This window comes from Algoriphagus sp. (assembly GCF_013373065.1).
Lineage (GTDB): Bacteria > Bacteroidota > Bacteroidia > Cytophagales > Cyclobacteriaceae > Algoriphagus.
Genome location: NZ_JABXIN010000014.1, coordinates 1 through 14894, shown reverse-complemented (window position 1 = coordinate 14894; position 14894 = coordinate 1). Strand labels below are relative to the sequence as shown.

The 14894-nt window shown below is 36.8% G+C and carries 14 protein-coding genes and 1 pseudogene; 1 reads left to right on the top strand and 14 read right to left on the bottom strand.

What is annotated here, in order from left to right:
- The first annotated feature begins 38 nt into the window (after positions 1–38).
- Positions 39–1364, top strand: coding sequence for a right-handed parallel beta-helix repeat-containing protein (locus tag HWE15_RS10675; protein WP_290507522.1), 1326 nt, complete (start codon positions 39–41; stop codon positions 1362–1364).
- Here HWE15_RS10675 and HWE15_RS10670 read toward each other — a convergent pair.
- From HWE15_RS10670 to HWE15_RS10605, 14 genes and pseudogenes are all read right to left on the bottom strand, one after another.
- Entirely contained in the window at positions 1358–1993 is a 636-nt protein-coding gene (locus tag HWE15_RS10670) for a WecB/TagA/CpsF family glycosyltransferase (RefSeq protein WP_290507521.1), read from the bottom strand. The two genes, HWE15_RS10675 and HWE15_RS10670, sit on opposite strands and share 7 nt — an antisense overlap.
- 55 nt (positions 1994–2048) lie before the next feature.
- Positions 2049–3089, bottom strand: a complete 1041-nt coding sequence (locus HWE15_RS10665; protein ID WP_290507520.1) for a glycosyltransferase family 4 protein — start codon at positions 3087–3089, stop codon at positions 2049–2051.
- 20 nt (positions 3090–3109) lie between these two features.
- A complete protein-coding gene (locus HWE15_RS10660; RefSeq protein ID WP_290507519.1) occupies positions 3110–4363 on the bottom strand; it encodes a hypothetical protein in 1254 nt (417 codons plus the stop codon).
- A complete protein-coding gene (locus tag HWE15_RS10655; RefSeq protein WP_290507518.1) occupies positions 4347–5408 on the bottom strand; it encodes a GNVR domain-containing protein in 1062 nt (353 codons plus the stop codon). Before HWE15_RS10655 ends, HWE15_RS10660 begins: the two co-directional genes overlap by 17 nt.
- A complete protein-coding gene (locus HWE15_RS10650) occupies positions 5401–6345 on the bottom strand; it encodes a glycosyltransferase family A protein (protein ID WP_290507517.1) in 945 nt (314 codons plus the stop codon). Before HWE15_RS10650 ends, HWE15_RS10655 begins: the two co-directional genes overlap by 8 nt.
- Positions 6345–7220, bottom strand: a complete 876-nt coding sequence (locus HWE15_RS10645; RefSeq protein WP_290507516.1) for a glycosyltransferase — start codon at positions 7218–7220, stop codon at positions 6345–6347. The genes HWE15_RS10650 and HWE15_RS10645 overlap by 1 nt, the downstream gene beginning before the upstream one ends.
- Positions 7213–8295: a hypothetical protein gene (locus tag HWE15_RS10640; protein ID WP_290507515.1), complete on the bottom strand. Its 1083-nt coding sequence runs from the start codon at positions 8293–8295 to the stop codon at positions 7213–7215. Before HWE15_RS10640 ends, HWE15_RS10645 begins: the two co-directional genes overlap by 8 nt.
- A complete protein-coding gene (locus HWE15_RS10635) occupies positions 8292–9230 on the bottom strand; it encodes a glycosyltransferase (RefSeq protein WP_290507514.1) in 939 nt (312 codons plus the stop codon). The genes HWE15_RS10640 and HWE15_RS10635 overlap by 4 nt, the downstream gene beginning before the upstream one ends.
- Complete coding sequence (locus HWE15_RS10630; RefSeq protein WP_290507513.1) at positions 9227–10291, bottom strand: polysaccharide pyruvyl transferase family protein; 1065 nt, start codon at positions 10289–10291, stop codon at positions 9227–9229. The genes HWE15_RS10635 and HWE15_RS10630 overlap by 4 nt, the downstream gene beginning before the upstream one ends.
- 6 nt (positions 10292–10297) lie before the next feature.
- Positions 10298–11584, bottom strand: a complete 1287-nt coding sequence (locus tag HWE15_RS10625; protein WP_290507512.1) for an ATP-grasp domain-containing protein — start codon at positions 11582–11584, stop codon at positions 10298–10300.
- The gene (locus HWE15_RS10620; RefSeq protein WP_290507511.1) at positions 11577–12659 is read right to left on the bottom strand and encodes a DegT/DnrJ/EryC1/StrS aminotransferase family protein; all 1083 of its coding nucleotides are present in this window, start codon (positions 12657–12659) and stop codon (positions 11577–11579) included. Before HWE15_RS10620 ends, HWE15_RS10625 begins: the two co-directional genes overlap by 8 nt.
- Positions 12656–14095: a lipopolysaccharide biosynthesis protein gene (locus HWE15_RS10615; protein ID WP_290507510.1), complete on the bottom strand. Its 1440-nt coding sequence runs from the start codon at positions 14093–14095 to the stop codon at positions 12656–12658. Before HWE15_RS10615 ends, HWE15_RS10620 begins: the two co-directional genes overlap by 4 nt.
- On the bottom strand, positions 14092–14697 hold the full coding sequence (locus tag HWE15_RS10610) for a NeuD/PglB/VioB family sugar acetyltransferase (protein WP_290507509.1): 606 nt from the start codon (positions 14695–14697) through the stop codon (positions 14092–14094). The genes HWE15_RS10615 and HWE15_RS10610 overlap by 4 nt, the downstream gene beginning before the upstream one ends.
- Before the next feature lie 47 nt (positions 14698–14744).
- Positions 14745–14894, bottom strand: a pseudogene (locus tag HWE15_RS10605) (UDP-glucose 6-dehydrogenase); the annotation flags it as partial.

Here is a 14894-nt window from a genome sequence, read left to right as displayed (position 1 = left end):
ATCATTAAATTGAAGACTAACCTTTATTTTAGTATCCAATGAAAAAGATTTTTTTACACCTACTTTTCTTAGGTCTGACAAGTGTACTTTCTCCATCTTTTTCCCAAGAATTAAACTTATCCACTTTCGACATTGATCCGACTGGGGAAAAAGATAACAGCAAAGTTATCAACCATTTAATCGACAGTCTCTCTGAATCAGGAGGTGGTATAATTTTGGTTCCCTCTGGAAAGTTTTTATTAAACGATGCCCTAATCCTAAAATCAAACATTATCCTCAGAGGGGTATCCCAAAATGAAACACTATTTTTTAGGAATCCTGATTCCGGAAATTGGGAGAATTCAAAAGCCCAAGGAATCATCACTACTAGTCCTTCCTCAGTGAATGAACGAATAGTTGTTGAATCCTTAAGAGTCAATGGAAATTTCAATAAAAAATCAACTGGCGCCAAAGGGGGAATTTGTTTACGCAATTGTCAAAATTCCACAATCCGTTCCGTAACTACTGAAAATACGTGGCATGGAATTGCTTTTTATGGATTTCAAGGCGATGAATCTGGAAATCTTATCGACCATGTAACTTCAATTAACGCCCATGCATTTACTACCAACAACAATTCCGGAAGACCAAGAGGTATTATGGTAACGGATGCCGGTTCCAAAATCCAAAATTCCACCAGCTCTCATGCCGGGACAGGCTTTTATGCAAATGGAAAAGATATCAATTTGGAAAAGAACCATGCCGAATATTGGTTTAAGGATAATGGCTACTATTTGATCGTAGATAATCTCCGGGTCTCTAATTGTACAGCAAAAGGAGGAGATACACCTGAAAAAGGGTTCGGTTCCGGCTTTGCTATTGCTTATAAAAAAGGAGCCCTTATTGAAAATTCCAAGGCAGAAAACTGTAGTAATTATGGTTTTCGTATTCATGTTCCCCAATCAGACACTCGCCTAATTAATAATGAAGCTATTGGCTGCGGGAATGGATTTGGGATTGAAGTTGCATCCCACCCTTATCCCGAAGTCTCCTCGAATCTATTTTTTAGTAACAATATCTCTGAAAAGAGCGGTTTCCATGGCTTTTTGTTCAGGCAAATAGCTGATTCAAAAATTATCGGAAACAAAGCAATCAACGGAAATCAGCGTGGAGTTACTTTATCGACCCGTGGAGCAATCGCTATTAAAGATTATGTGTCCAACAGCGAATTTGTAGATAATCAATGCATTGATAATCAATCCAAAAAAACACAACTATATGGACTTTATGATTTCTCTATCAATCAAATAACATCAGAGGCAAAAAAGGGGAAAAACAACAAATTCAAACATAAATCCGCAAATGGAACGGACGTCTTTCAATAGTTTTTAAAAATCATATTTTTTACAAAACCAATCAACTTTAATTGTCTTCCAATACGTTTTGGTTCTGTAACTAATCGATAAAACCATTCCAGCTTCATATCAATCATCCATTCAGGTGCCCGCTTTGTTCTTCCTGAGTAGATATCAAAACTTCCTCCCAATCCTATATAAATAGCGGGATGTTTTTCCGAAAGCTTGGTCATTAAGCGTTCTTGAGCTGGTGACCCCATAGCTACAAAGACGAAATCAGGTTTTTTCTCAGAAACCATCTCTATTACCCCCTCTTCTTGATCTGGTGTGATATAACCATTTCGGAAACCTACCAAGTTAAGCCCCGGGAATTTAGAATAAAGCCTGTCTATGGTTGCTTGAATGATTTCTTCTCTTGCTCCAATAAAAAAGAATCTCTTCTCCTGATGGTATTTTCGGACAAATTCAAGCCATAGCTCAACTCCTGGAATTTTTGCAACATTTGATAGCCCCTTTTGTCGTAAAGCCCAAACTGCACCAACACCATCTGGGTAACCAACATTTTGATTGATGACCTCCTTTAACTCAGGGTCGGCATTTCTTATTTTTTCAGCATTCACCGCCACCAAGATCTTATTTTGACCTTGAACAAAACCCATCAACGAAGATTTGTCAGGAAATCCAAAAATTCGGATTCCGTTAACCCATCTATATTCAGGAGTGAAAGAATGATTGGATTCGCTTTCGGAGCTTTGAATTGACTCTGTCTGCTTGATATCTGTTTGCTGCAGCAATTGCTCTAGTTGATAAATTGAGTCTAAATTCCTGATTTTGAACGTAAAAATCTAAAATTTTCTTACTTAAATCAATAACGTCACCAGGTTCAAAAACGATACCATTCTCACCGTCCAATAAATAGGTAGACATCCCTCCTTTTCCACTTCCTATCACAGGAAGTCCACATGCCATGGCTTCCAATCCTACAAGCCCCAAACTCTCATCCAGTTCGGAAGGAAAGATAAAAACATCCCAGCGAGCAAAAATTTCACGGATTTTTTCTTGAGGAATATTTCCTAAGAATTGAATTCTATCATAAACCTCAAGCGATTGGCTAAGAGATTTAAGCTCTTCAATCATAGCTCCAGGACCTGCAAGTTCTAGCTGGAGATTTTCTATGGGAACTTGGGTGAATGCACGAATAAGAGTTTCTACCCCCTTCCCCTTATCAATCCGACCTAGGTAGCCAATCCGATTTTTTAATTGGTTTCGAGAGTTTAGATCAGGAAAAAATAACTGAGGATTGATTCCGCCAGAAGGAGAGATTTCAATTCTATTGGTTGGCACCCCAAACTGCTCAAGTTTGGGAACAAAATATTCAGAAGGAACAACTACCAAGTCCGCCTTTCTGAATATTGAGAGATTCCACTTTCGGAGAAGTCTGTATAAAATCCCCTGACCTAATATATCTGTTCCATGGGCATTAAGTACTATTTTTTTTCCAGATTTATTTTTCCAAAAGTGTAATGGAATTAAGGAATGTTGCAAAAAATGAACATAAACTAGGTCAAAATTCTCTTGTCTCAGTTTTTGAACCGAATCAAAAAAAAACCTCAGGTAATTGATTAGGCGTTTGAAACCGTTACTTTTTCCTGAGATTACGGTTTTATCAGTTATTCTTATCGATTTATCAGGAAAATCTCTTTCGAAATTTCTGACAAACACTCCATAATTCGGATGCAAATCCGAAGGATACATGTTTGAAATCAAATAAATTTTTACGTACTCCAAACTTTAGGACCTAGCCCATTCAAAACTCCCAAACTTATCCCAAGCATCGCTGAATTAAAAATATGCCCTGCAAGGAACGAAATAAGTAGTAAAATAATATTGATTGCCCAAATCGGGGATGCTAATAAGGATTGGGATAAACTCTGAAAGCTTGCCCATAGAAAAATGCCTAAAACCAGCCCCATTCCTAAAAGTCCATTCATGAACAATAAGTCAAAGAAATCAATTTCAATCGTATGAGGAGTACCATGATATATCCCCATCAACTTTAAAAATTCTTGATTTCCTACTCCAAATAAGTAATCCCAAAAACTATAAACTGAAGGAAAAAAAGTCATAGCCCCCACAACCATTTGGTTTCTTCCCGAAAGAATAAAAGTTAATAGATCAAGCCGTTGATAAAAGAAAAGAATCCGGTCAATAAGACCTGTAGCTTGTACCCCCCAATAAATCAGCCCAACCATGCCTACAGCAAGAATTGGAAATACCAAAAGACCGAAAAATCTTCCTAATGAAAGTTTTTTGGACAAAAACTTAGGTAATTCCAACAGACCAACAATCAGCATAATACCTAGAATAGCTGTTTTAGAAGTATTTAAAACTCCCAGAAGAAGAAGGAATACGAAAAATAAAAGTCGAACAAATCCTCTCCAGTTTTTAGTTTGGAACCAAGCAGCACTAGAAAAAAGAAGAAAAATTCCTGCCACTTCATTTCCAGCAAAGAAAAAGCCCCTACCGCCTATCCCCTGCCCTTCTGGACTATCGTATTGGCTATAACCAATTCCAAGTACACCTAGGAAAATATTAATTGCAATTAGCCAAAAGTTAAACCAAATAAAGGCTCCCCAATACTTTTTTAATTTAGTAGAATTCAGGTTCAGGCTTGAGAAAAATAAAAATGAGATTGGAAACAGGATTAATTTGAGATTATACCCAAAATTCCCCACAACAGAACGTGTTTCTCCTGTTAGAAGCGCCTTAATTAATAGCGGAAGAAGAAAAAAGAGAATTAAACCAAATGCTCCTAAAAAAGCCGAGGGCCTTTTGCCCAGGAGAAAAAGGAGCATTCCAGTTAGCATTCCCATTTTAAAAAGCTGAGAAATACTTATTCCTACCCCTATTCGCATCAAAACCCCATTAAAGCAATCTACCAGCAAATAAGTAAAAGCCATAAACAAAAGAATGGCTTGGAGTAATTCGAAAATCGAATTGGTTACCTGCTGCTTAGCTAGACTTGTCAAATTGAGTTTTAAAATAGGAAACTAAAACCCTTGCAAACCCTAGAATTAACCCCAAAAAAACTGATAAGGCCAAGATCAAAGGAATATTAGGTTTGGATACCTGATAAGATACGACGGGGGGATTAATGATCGTGAGTTGAGGAATATCTTCCTGAACTTTAATTTTTGCCTGATCCAATTGAACAGCAAGGTTATTATAAAGATTGCTCGCCAAATTGTATTCGGCCTGAAGGCGCTCTTCTTGGGCTCTTGCAGATGAAAAATTTAAATTTTGATTCCGGTCCCGAAAAGTGGATAGGTTGTTCTGGGCTTGATAAAATCTATCCTTAGCCTCCTCAAATCGCTCCTGAATAAACTCCAGGTTTTGATTGGCCTTTTCTGTCTTATATTCAATCACATACTCGGACAACAATTTAAAAACATACACTGCCATTTGAGCTGAAACTTCGGGAGACAGGGTTTCTACTTCTATCGCAATAGAGCCTGTCTGTGCATCATTGGTTAAGGAAATCAATTTTCTATACTCATTGAACATGGGAACCAACTCCCTCCTCAGAAACACCAAGGAATCTTGTAATTCTGTCTCCAAGTCTAAGGGCGCTGGCTTTTCTCCAAACAAAACTTTGGGAAGGCCAATCGTATACTTTTTCACCAAAGAAGAAACAGATGGCCTCCTATTCTCTTCAATGAAAAACCCCAGTTTTTGCTGTTGACCTTCCAGCTCAATGGTTTTTTGACTTAATCTCCACAAGAAAGGATAACTGTAAATAATTTCTTGATAAAGCTGAGGAGATAGATTACCCATTTCTTGGCCATTCAGACCTCCCAAGTTTAAACCTGAAAAACCTCCCAACTGCCTCATCAAATTGCTAGAAGAAGAATTGCTTTGGGAGACAAACTTCAAAGTTGAGCTATAATGGTTTCTCGTCAAAAAAATCACGAGCAGACCTAGGGCCATCATAGCTAAAACAGCAGTAAAAAATCGTTTTTTCTGTTTGATAAAAAACCGGATCAAATCTCCGATATCGATGGTATCATTAGCCATAAAATGGGTTCTTTTTTTCTAGATACTGCTGATAAAGATTTCGAATGATTCGAAATTTAAACAATTTCAGAATAGCATACTTTTTCTTATCAACCTCTGCAAAGAAATACCTAAGTAAATCAGGATTATAGTTTTTCGCCTTGATGGACTTTGCTATCTGAGCTAATAAATATTTATTGGAATAGCGTTTTAAAAGGCGCACATTTTCTGGCTGAGAAGTTTTTAGCAAATCATGAATCGTATTGACTACACAAGGTATCTCAAACGATCTGATTGTCCGAGTGACCATATTGACACTATCAATGTGATAAGTACCCGATATTTTATTCCAAAAACCAACCTCATTTGCCTCTTTGGCCAATCGAAACCATGTATCAATGTCACCACCGGATTTGCAAATACCTTCAGGAAATCCTTCTAATTTTTCAAACAACTCTCTTTTCACAGAGGCTGTGCTTGTCCAAACAATAGGAGAATTTGAAATCGATTTCTCCAAAAATCCTGAAAATTTCAAAATATGAAATTCATTTGAGGCAAATTGAGAGGAGGCAGAACAAACCTGAATCTGGTTGCCATTTGATACTTCCCAAGCTGAACCAATAAATTCAATGGTTCGATAATTTTCAATATGGTTTTTTAGATTCTCTAGATAATCAAGTTTCCATTCATCATCGGCATCCAAAAAACATATCCAAGGAGACCGAGCTTTTTTTACACCAAAATTACGGGCTGCATAGCCCCCGGGGCCGGGAATTTCTCTATGAAAAATCTGAATTCTAGTATCATTAAACTTTCTAGCTTCTGCTATTGAAGAATCTGTCGAAGCATCATCTACAAAAATCAGTTCCCAATCTTGAAAAGTTTGATTGATAACAGAATTGATTGATCGAGAAATATGAGGCGCTTTATTATGACAAGGTATAATGATCGAAAACATCAAACTCTTTCGGCACTTTTCCCAGTAAAACTCAATTTAAATAATTCTTGAACCCCAATCCACTCCAATTGCCAGCGAAGAAAAAAAAGACGAACACGTTGAATTATTGAATATTTCCTTATAAAGAAGATCGTCACTGGAGGTCTCAACAAGAAAAGAGCATAGGAAACCTTTTTCAAAAAAGAAAAGTCCCTAAAAAATTTGATATACATTCCGCCCGAAGTCCTTTTTTTCTTTTTTTTAAGTGAAGCAGTTGATTTTCTAGCGGGATGGGAGATTATCACATCTTCACCGTAAACTAGTTTAAATCCCGACTTGGACGCTTTTTTTGTCCATTCAAAATCTCCACCTGATAACAAACCTTCAGGAAAAGAACCAACTTTATCAAAAACCTCTTTTTTTACGAAAAGATTGGCTGTAATACTTTGATTATTTACCTCAATATTCCGTTTTTGGTTGAAAGAGAATTGCCTTTCATAAAGAAAAGCTAACTCTTCTCCATCTGCTTCTTTAAAAAATGTAACTCTCCCCCCAACTAAATCTGCTCCTTTTTCAAAATATTTTACTCCGTTGGCTAACCAATTGCTATCAGGAATACAATCCGAATCAGTAAATGCCAATATCTTACCCTTCGCTCGGTCAATCCCTAAATTTCTAGATGCATAAGACCCCGGCTTTGGCTGATCAAAGAGAGTCATATTATTGGGTAATTTTAAAGAATTCGGAACGACAGAAGTAGGATCATTATTAATAATTAGAACTTCTAGCTTCTCTTGAGGAAATGCTTGATTTTGGAGTGCTTGGAGACATTTTGGAAGTATATCCCATTCTCTAAATGTCGGAATAATTACAGAAACATCCGGTGTTTCAATCATGTATTACAATTTCCATCTTCGAAAGCTGATAAAGCTCATAAACTCTTGCCGCTGCGGTTTCAGGATCAATTGGGTTTTTTAATCCCCATTGTGATTTTTCCTCTGAATAGGATCGTTTAAAATCTTCTTTAAGAAATAATTCTGCCTTCGACCTGTCGCCAAATTTTTGTAATGCAAAGGCTAATTCAAATCCAGGCGGGTTATAGTCGTAGCTATAAGGGGAATAGGAGATTTTTGACTTGAATTCCTCGGAATCTATTACCGCGATCATTGACTTAAAAAGAGAAGTTTCAAAAAAAGATAATTCTGGGAACTCATTGTGAATCAAACCCAAGGCATAAAGATTAAACCCATGATAACCTATCGATTTTAGATAGGTATATTCCTTTTGTTTTCTCGGAATTCTAAAATGACGGTAGTGAGCCCATAATTTTTCCTTTTTGCCTACCGATTGATAGCCTGTTGGATGATGTTTGATTACACCATTTGAATAGGTTTTCATACTATCCGACAAGCCATTTATAAAATCTAAAACTTGGGTTCTGATTTCTTGATCTCCATGTTTTGAAAGTACTCCTCCAACTGCTGCAAACCATAACTGATGATTGAAAGTCGGGTCAAACCCCTTAATACTTCCGTCCACATTAACGGTTTCCCATGCTTTATGAGCTGATTTATAAGGATGTAACCTAAAGACATCTACGGCTAATCGAAGAATTGCATCGTCTCCGAAAAACCGGAAAGCATATTCTAAGGCTTCTATTGTCCAAGCTTGTCCCATAAGACCATTGGAAAAATCTTTTTTAGGATTTTTCCGATGCCAAAATGTGGCTTTCATAGGCCTAGCTTTTTCGGACATCAAATAGCTAAGAGACTTTTCAGCCGCTTCCTTGAATTTATTTTCTCCAGTCAATTCATATGATTTCAAATATGAAATCAACCAATGAGAAGTATTACGAACCGGAGTTTCTGGATCCCGATATGGCCCATTATGCCCTGCCGGCATCGAACCATCAAGAAACTGTCTTGATAATGCTGCGGAAGCTGATTTAAAAAGTACTTCTTCTGTATTCATTTGAAAACTTTACGGACAGGAGCAATTAGATTTCCAAACAGCACCTTTGAAGAATCCTTTGGATTGATGGGGAACATGTATTTCATCTGAATGAAACTCTTTCCAAACTCTAGTTCTTTAGCATAAAGCCTAGAAAGCTTTCTTCGGATTTTATAAATCCTATTTGAAATCGCCTTTTGCTGAAAGTCTTTAGAGAAATAACCAATCATTTTCTGGAAAGTATCCAATTGCATTTCGTATTGATTGATTTCGGTTTTCCCTGACCAAACCCCTTGATTATGAACTCGATAACAACCTGAGTTAAAATTCAAAAAACCAGCAGGACCTGACTCAGTAGCAATGGCACAAAGAAAATTATCAGTATTAAATGTTTGATAGAAAAGTTGTGGGATTTTACCATCAATCGCCTCCTTTCTAAATATGGAAGTGAGAATTTTGGGTTTATATTTTTCCAAAACCATCGTATGCGAAATCATAGGGGAAAGTTTGATTCCTTTCCAAACATTTTTAGAAAGTTCTTTCCCAAAACTATCTATCTCTGAATAATTGGTACAACAAATCGAATAGTTTGGGTTACTTTCTAAAAAATCTATCTGCTTTTGAAGTTTGTATGGATCTGTCCAAAAGTCATCCCCTTCGCAAAAAGCGATGTATTTTCCTTTACAACGTTGAAGATTGAACTTCATATTCATCCCCCTTATTCCTTTGGAATATTGATTCTCTTGGTTCAGAAAAACATTAAATATGGAAGGGTATTTTTTAACATATTCTTGAATGATAGCTTGTGTATCATCTGTAGAAGCATCATCATAAACTACAATCTCTAGCGGAAATTTAACTTTTTGGGCTAAAAATCCATCTAAACATTGCCTTAGATAAGAACCATGATTATACGTTATACAGGAAATACTAACTAAGGGCTGAGAGGCCATCATTTTCCGATATTAGATTTGATCTCAGTCCAAGCAGCATCAGTATCTAATCGTAATTGTTGATTAATAGTGCTGTATTTTGCTTTTAAGCTAAAATAATTAGATTCCAAAGAATGAATCCTTTCCATCAATTCACCTCTAAAATCATCCTGAGCCAGAGAAACGTTATAATCGATTAAACCAAGATTTTCCATTAATCCTCTGTGTTTAGGATGATTTTCCAAAGAAATTACAGGGGTATTAAATGCAATGGGTACAATTTGCCCATGTCCTCTCATGGCTAATACAAATTCAGCATGTTTATAGTACCCAACAGCTTCATCTGAGTGGTCAAAAGCAAAGTATCCAAAATCCCAAACTTCTGCATTAGAAATTCCATTGGCAACTTCATGACTTAAGCTAATATCTTCTGGGACATGAGGGGAAAAAATCACTTTGTATCGCTTAGAAAGAAATTCAGTAACTTCCCTCATTTGACGAACAAAATCACCACGTTTTTCCAACGACCCAAATCTTCGTTCAGGCTTGTCATTAGCCAATTGAATCAATATGTAGGGTTCATCTACTTTTCTTGAATATTCAAGTCCCCAATCCACATGAAAACCTGGATCAGGAATCGCAGGCACTGACCTTCCGAATTGTTCTGCCAATCGGTTTTGACTACCATCATTTCTAACTGAAAAATAGGCGGCTCTCTTCATGGTTTCTTCCAAATGAACTATCCCTCTCTCCGGGATTCCACCCTCTTCCTTCCAGTAGTTATAACCTACCCCATAAACAATAAATGGAATTTTTATCTCTTTTATTAACTCCTTTTCAATCAGCCAAAACCATCCATTGGGCCAATGAGCTCCATGGATAATTCCTCCTCCACCTATTACCAATAAATCATAGCGCTTATTGACAACTTCTCGGATATAATAAGGTGTAAATTCTCTTCCTTGAAGGTTGGTGTTTCCTATCAGAGTTACATCTAAATTCCTTCTCAAAAGATTTTTGACTCCAATACCGAGTGCGTAGTCTCCAATATTGTAGTTTAGACAATAGGTATGTAAAATTCTCATGCTTAGTTATTCAGTGATCAAAGCCGCTACAGCATCCGGTGCAAAAACAGGTATTCCAAGTGATTCTGCAACATTTTTTCGTTCGGCAAAAGAATCGTCAATAAAAATAGCTTTCTTTTCTTTTATAAAATCCGCCTTGGAATCGCCCTTTTTTATATGAATATACTCATCAAAAATCCCCGATAAACGGAATCTGTTCAAAGTTTCTGTAAGATTTTTTTCATGCTTTGTAAGTAAAACTAATTTCTTATCTTCATTGAGACTTTGAAATAAGAAACCAATCAGGGATGGGTTTACATACTCATTTAGGACCAAACAATCATCCAAATCGACATAAACTACATCATAGGAAATATCCAGTTTGAATCTTTGATCCAGAGCCCGATCCAATTCTATCAAATGGTTATTTTCCAAAACAGATACTGGATAATTAAAGGCATCAAATACACTCATTAATGCAAAGTTGATTCCTTTTGCTCGATACAATGCACTACTCCCACCCAACCTTGTTGCAATTTCCAATAAAGCCAGTTCACCATTTTCATCCTTTTTGACTTGAAAAAACCAAGCACCTCTTAGTTTAACCTCATCATTGATTATACTAGCTATTTTTCTAACCTCAGAATCAATTTCAATGGCTGGGGTAGTATTGACGCTGATTCCTTTTTGAATTCTACCTCTTTTTCTTGGAGCTGAAAAAAGCAAGTTTCCGTGACGATCAGTAAAACAATCAACGGTATATTCCTTACCCGGTAGATATTCTAATACGAGCAAATCCGGATTTTTACTCCACTTTAGTTCTACTTCCTCCCTACTTCTCAGAATTTTGGTTCCTCTTGATCCGTAGCCAACATCAGGTTTAGAAAAAACTGGAAAGGTTTCAATTTCATCTAAGGTGTAAAAAAGTTTGGGAACCCGAATTTTATCCCTAAAAAATTGGTATGTTTTTTTCTTTGATAGCGCGAGTTGATTTGTTTGCTCTGGAGAACCTATGATTTTACAACCGATTCGACTTGAAATTTCATTTAACTTAGTAATGACCGCATCCATAGTTGGATAAATAGCACTGATCTTTTGATTTTGAACAAGCTCTACAAGAGCGCTTTCAAAATTAGGATCATCAATAAATGGGATGTGTCCAAAATAGTTTTTGAAAACAAATCGACCATGATCCTCCACACTACTCGCTCCGACGAGGTCTATATGTCTGGAATATTTCAGAGAACGGAATATCTCGAGCCCAATCTCAGAACCACAGGGAAATACTAAAACCCTGATTTTTTTATCATCCATGATCCCAAACAGATTTAATCAATCTACAGATTAAGTCTACCTCCTCAAAGGATAATTCAAAATAGAGTGGCAAACAAAGAATTCGTCTAGAAATGGAATCAGTGTTGGGAAAATCCCCTTTCTCTACATAGGGTAGCTGATCCAAACTAGGATAAAAATACCTCCTTGGATAAATTTCAGACCTGTTTAACTTTTTCACACACTTGAGAAGTTGCTCCTCTGTAGGGAAAATGATAGGATAATACCCATAGTTATAATCGACTTGATTGCTAATTTTTGGTTTTTTAAAACCCAAATCTTCCAAGCGCTCATCGTAGTATATTGATAGTTCTTTACGCTTAGATATTATTTCTTCAATTTTCTTAAGCGTGACTAATCCCATGGCGGCATGGAATTCAGAATTTTTGCCATTAACTCCTAACCCCTGAAATGCTTCTGGTCCATCATGTCCGAAATTCCTTTGATAGGCCATTTTTTGATTTAATTCTGAATTTTCAGTGAACACCCCTCCTCCTTCTATGGTATGAAACAATTTGGTAGCATGAAAACTGACTGTGGAAATATCTCCATAGCAAAAAATTGACTTTTTCTTAAAAGTCACTCCAAATCCATGTGCACCGTCATAAATGACATTCAATTTGTGTTTTGAAGCAATTTTTTGAATGGCCTCTACATCACAGGGATTCCCGTAAACATGAGTTGCTAGTATTGCAGTTGTTTTTTCTGAAATAGCCTCCTCAATTTTTTTTGGATCGATATTCAATGTATAAGGATCGATATCAACAAATACAGGCTTGCAACCTTCCCATACAATACTTGAAGTAGTTGCTACATAAGAAAATGGAGTTGTAATAATTTCTCCTTTTAAACCCAATGCTTTGATGGCGATTTGTAAAGCAATGGTCCCATTTGACATAAAAAGAAAATTAGGGACATTCAGAAATTCAGATACCTTTAACTCCAACTCATTCACCAATGGACCATTATTTGTAAGCCATTGCCTTTTCCAAATTCCTTCAAGGTATTCTTGGTATTCCGAAATTGGAGGTAAATAGGGTTTGGTAACCGGTATCATCGCTTTAAAATAATTCTTTGAAAATCAACAAATGGCTCTGATTTGGCTCCCCAAGAAATTAGAAAATAAATCCCCCCCCCCATAATGCCTCCACTAATCAATTTTATCCAATCCAAAAAAGGAACGTTTTGAATCAAATCTTCTATAAACCAACATACTAGGCCAGAGAAGGCTCCCACAATGAAAATCGGAAAAATATCTCGGATTTGATGCCAGACATTATACCCAATAAATTTCCCGCTATAAAACGAGTTAATACCAAATGCCACCAAATTCAAAATTACTTGAGTCCAAAGTAATGCGAATATACCAAATGGAAGAGCAATAATAATCCCTACGACTGTAAGGGATTTTTTTATGATTTCTAACTTCAAAAATAAATCGCTTCTACCTTTCACTTTGAGTATGTTCAGGTTATAAGAATGAATCGGAAACATCAAGCCTATAAAACAAAGTATTTGAAAATAAGGAACAGCAGGAATCCATTTCTCAGTCAATACAATTCGAAATAAAGGTTCGGCCAAAACCGCAGAAAGAACCATCACAGGTGTTAACCAAAACAGCACCTGTTGCATAATTCGCTTATAAGCCACTTTCAACTTTTCATCATCATCCTGAATTTCGGAAAACATAGGAAATGTTACCCTAGAAAGGGTGTTTGAAATATTTTTAACCGGTATCTGTTTCAAAGAATCGGCTTTGGTGTAATATCCCAATTGGGCCACTGGAAAAAATTTTCCAATCACCAAATGATAAATATTGGAAAACACAGAATTTATAACTCCTGCTAGCGTAAGGTTGGCACCGTAACGAAAATGATACCGAAACCTTTCTCCATCAAAAGTCCAAGAAGGGCGCCATTTGCTATGAATCCAAAATTGAATACTCAATAAGAAATTTTGGCAAAGATTCATCCCCACTAGAGCCCAAACCCCAAATCCTTGCATTGCCAAAATTAACCCGACCACTCCTCCTACAATCATAGATGGAATGGTCACTTTCAGCTCAGTTTTGAAATCCATCTTTTTTACTAGTCTCGTGCGCTGTACTGCAGAGAAAGGATAAATAATGAAAGTGAGGCAATAGATTTTTATGATTTGTTCTAATGCAGGTTGATTAAAAAAATCACTGATTAAAGCTGCACTTATAAACATCAGAACATAAATCAGGACCCCTACCATCAAATTCATGTAAAAGACAGTTGAAAAATCCCGGTCATCTGCATCTTGGGTCCTAATTAGACTAGACGTCATACCCGCTTCAATCAGACTATTTCCAAGAGCCATAAATACAGCTAGCATCCCAATAAGTCCAAAATCTGCAGGTTCCAAAATCCTGGCTAAAAAAATAGTAACCAAAATCATGGTTATCTGAACTCCAAACTGTTGAGTCAAACTCCAGAAAAAACCATGAAGGGCCTTGGTTTTTAAATTCATCTTGCTGGAACTCCCATGATTAATTTACCTGATGGTACGTTTTTAGTAACCACTGCACCGGCACCTACTACTACCTCATCTCCCAATTCAACCCCTGGAAGAATAATGGCCCCAGCTCCGATTCTGCAGCGTTTCCCCACTTTTACACCCCCCAATAAAATAGCTCCAGGGGAAATTTCAGAATATTCACCCACAAAACATTGGTGATGAACATGCGCCCGAGTATTTATTAAAACCCCTTTTTCTATTTGAACTGCAGGGCCTAAAAATGAAAATGGGAAAAAATCGAAATCCTGCTCATTCTCAAAAGAAGTGATGGAATAGTCTCCTTTTAAACCTACAAATTCGCCTCCAACACTTACCAGTAGCGAGAAAAGCTTTTTTCGAAATTGCGGACTTCCTACCCCAAGACAAAACTTTGGTTCTTTTGCTAAAATGTCCTTGAGATAATCTAAATCGGTAATAACTGGGACTCCTGTAAATCTTTGCCCCTCTTTACTTTTATCCTGATCAAAAAAAAGAATATGCTCTGGGTCAAAACCTTGACTTATTAGAAGTTGAAGCACTTCTAAACCATGACCACCTGCCCCAGCGATTATCATCGAATTATATTGAAAAATCCCCTGACTGAATCAGGGGATTTAGTTGCTTATTTTGCACCAATTCCATAATGGACAAAGCCCATGGAATCAAGATACTTCTTGTCGTAGATGTTTCGACCATCAAAAACAACCTTGTTTTTAAGCAGCTTGCCGACTGCATCCCAACTCGGAATCCTGAATTCGGACCATTCTGTTAC

Coding starts and splice junctions, on each gene's coding strand:
- HWE15_RS10645 (WP_290507516.1), bottom strand. CDS start 7,220: ATGATTGAAACACCGGATGTTTCTGTAATTATTCCGACATTTAGAGAA.
- HWE15_RS10655 (WP_290507518.1), bottom strand. CDS start 5,408: ATGGCTAATGATACCATCGATATCGGAGATTTGATCCGGTTTTTTATC.
- HWE15_RS10675 (WP_290507522.1), top strand. CDS start 39: ATGAAAAAGATTTTTTTACACCTACTTTTCTTAGGTCTGACAAGTGTA.
- HWE15_RS10630 (WP_290507513.1), bottom strand. CDS start 10,291: ATGAGAATTTTACATACCTATTGTCTAAACTACAATATTGGAGACTAC.
- HWE15_RS10640 (WP_290507515.1), bottom strand. CDS start 8,295: ATGAATACAGAAGAAGTACTTTTTAAATCAGCTTCCGCAGCATTATCA.
- HWE15_RS10625 (WP_290507512.1), bottom strand. CDS start 11,584: ATGGATGATAAAAAAATCAGGGTTTTAGTATTTCCCTGTGGTTCTGAG.
- HWE15_RS10635 (WP_290507514.1), bottom strand. CDS start 9,230: ATGATGGCCTCTCAGCCCTTAGTTAGTATTTCCTGTATAACGTATAAT.
- HWE15_RS10650 (WP_290507517.1), bottom strand. CDS start 6,345: ATGTTTTCGATCATTATACCTTGTCATAATAAAGCGCCTCATATTTCT.
- HWE15_RS10615 (WP_290507510.1), bottom strand. CDS start 14,095: ATGAATTTAAAAACCAAGGCCCTTCATGGTTTTTTCTGGAGTTTGACT.
- HWE15_RS10670 (WP_290507521.1), bottom strand. CDS start 1,993: ATGGGTTTTGTTCAAGGTCAAAATAAGATCTTGGTGGCGGTGAATGCT.
- HWE15_RS10665 (WP_290507520.1), bottom strand. CDS start 3,089: ATGTATCCTTCGGATTTGCATCCGAATTATGGAGTGTTTGTCAGAAAT.
- HWE15_RS10620 (WP_290507511.1), bottom strand. CDS start 12,659: ATGATACCGGTTACCAAACCCTATTTACCTCCAATTTCGGAATACCAA.
- HWE15_RS10610 (WP_290507509.1), bottom strand. CDS start 14,697: ATGATAATCGCTGGGGCAGGTGGTCATGGTTTAGAAGTGCTTCAACTT.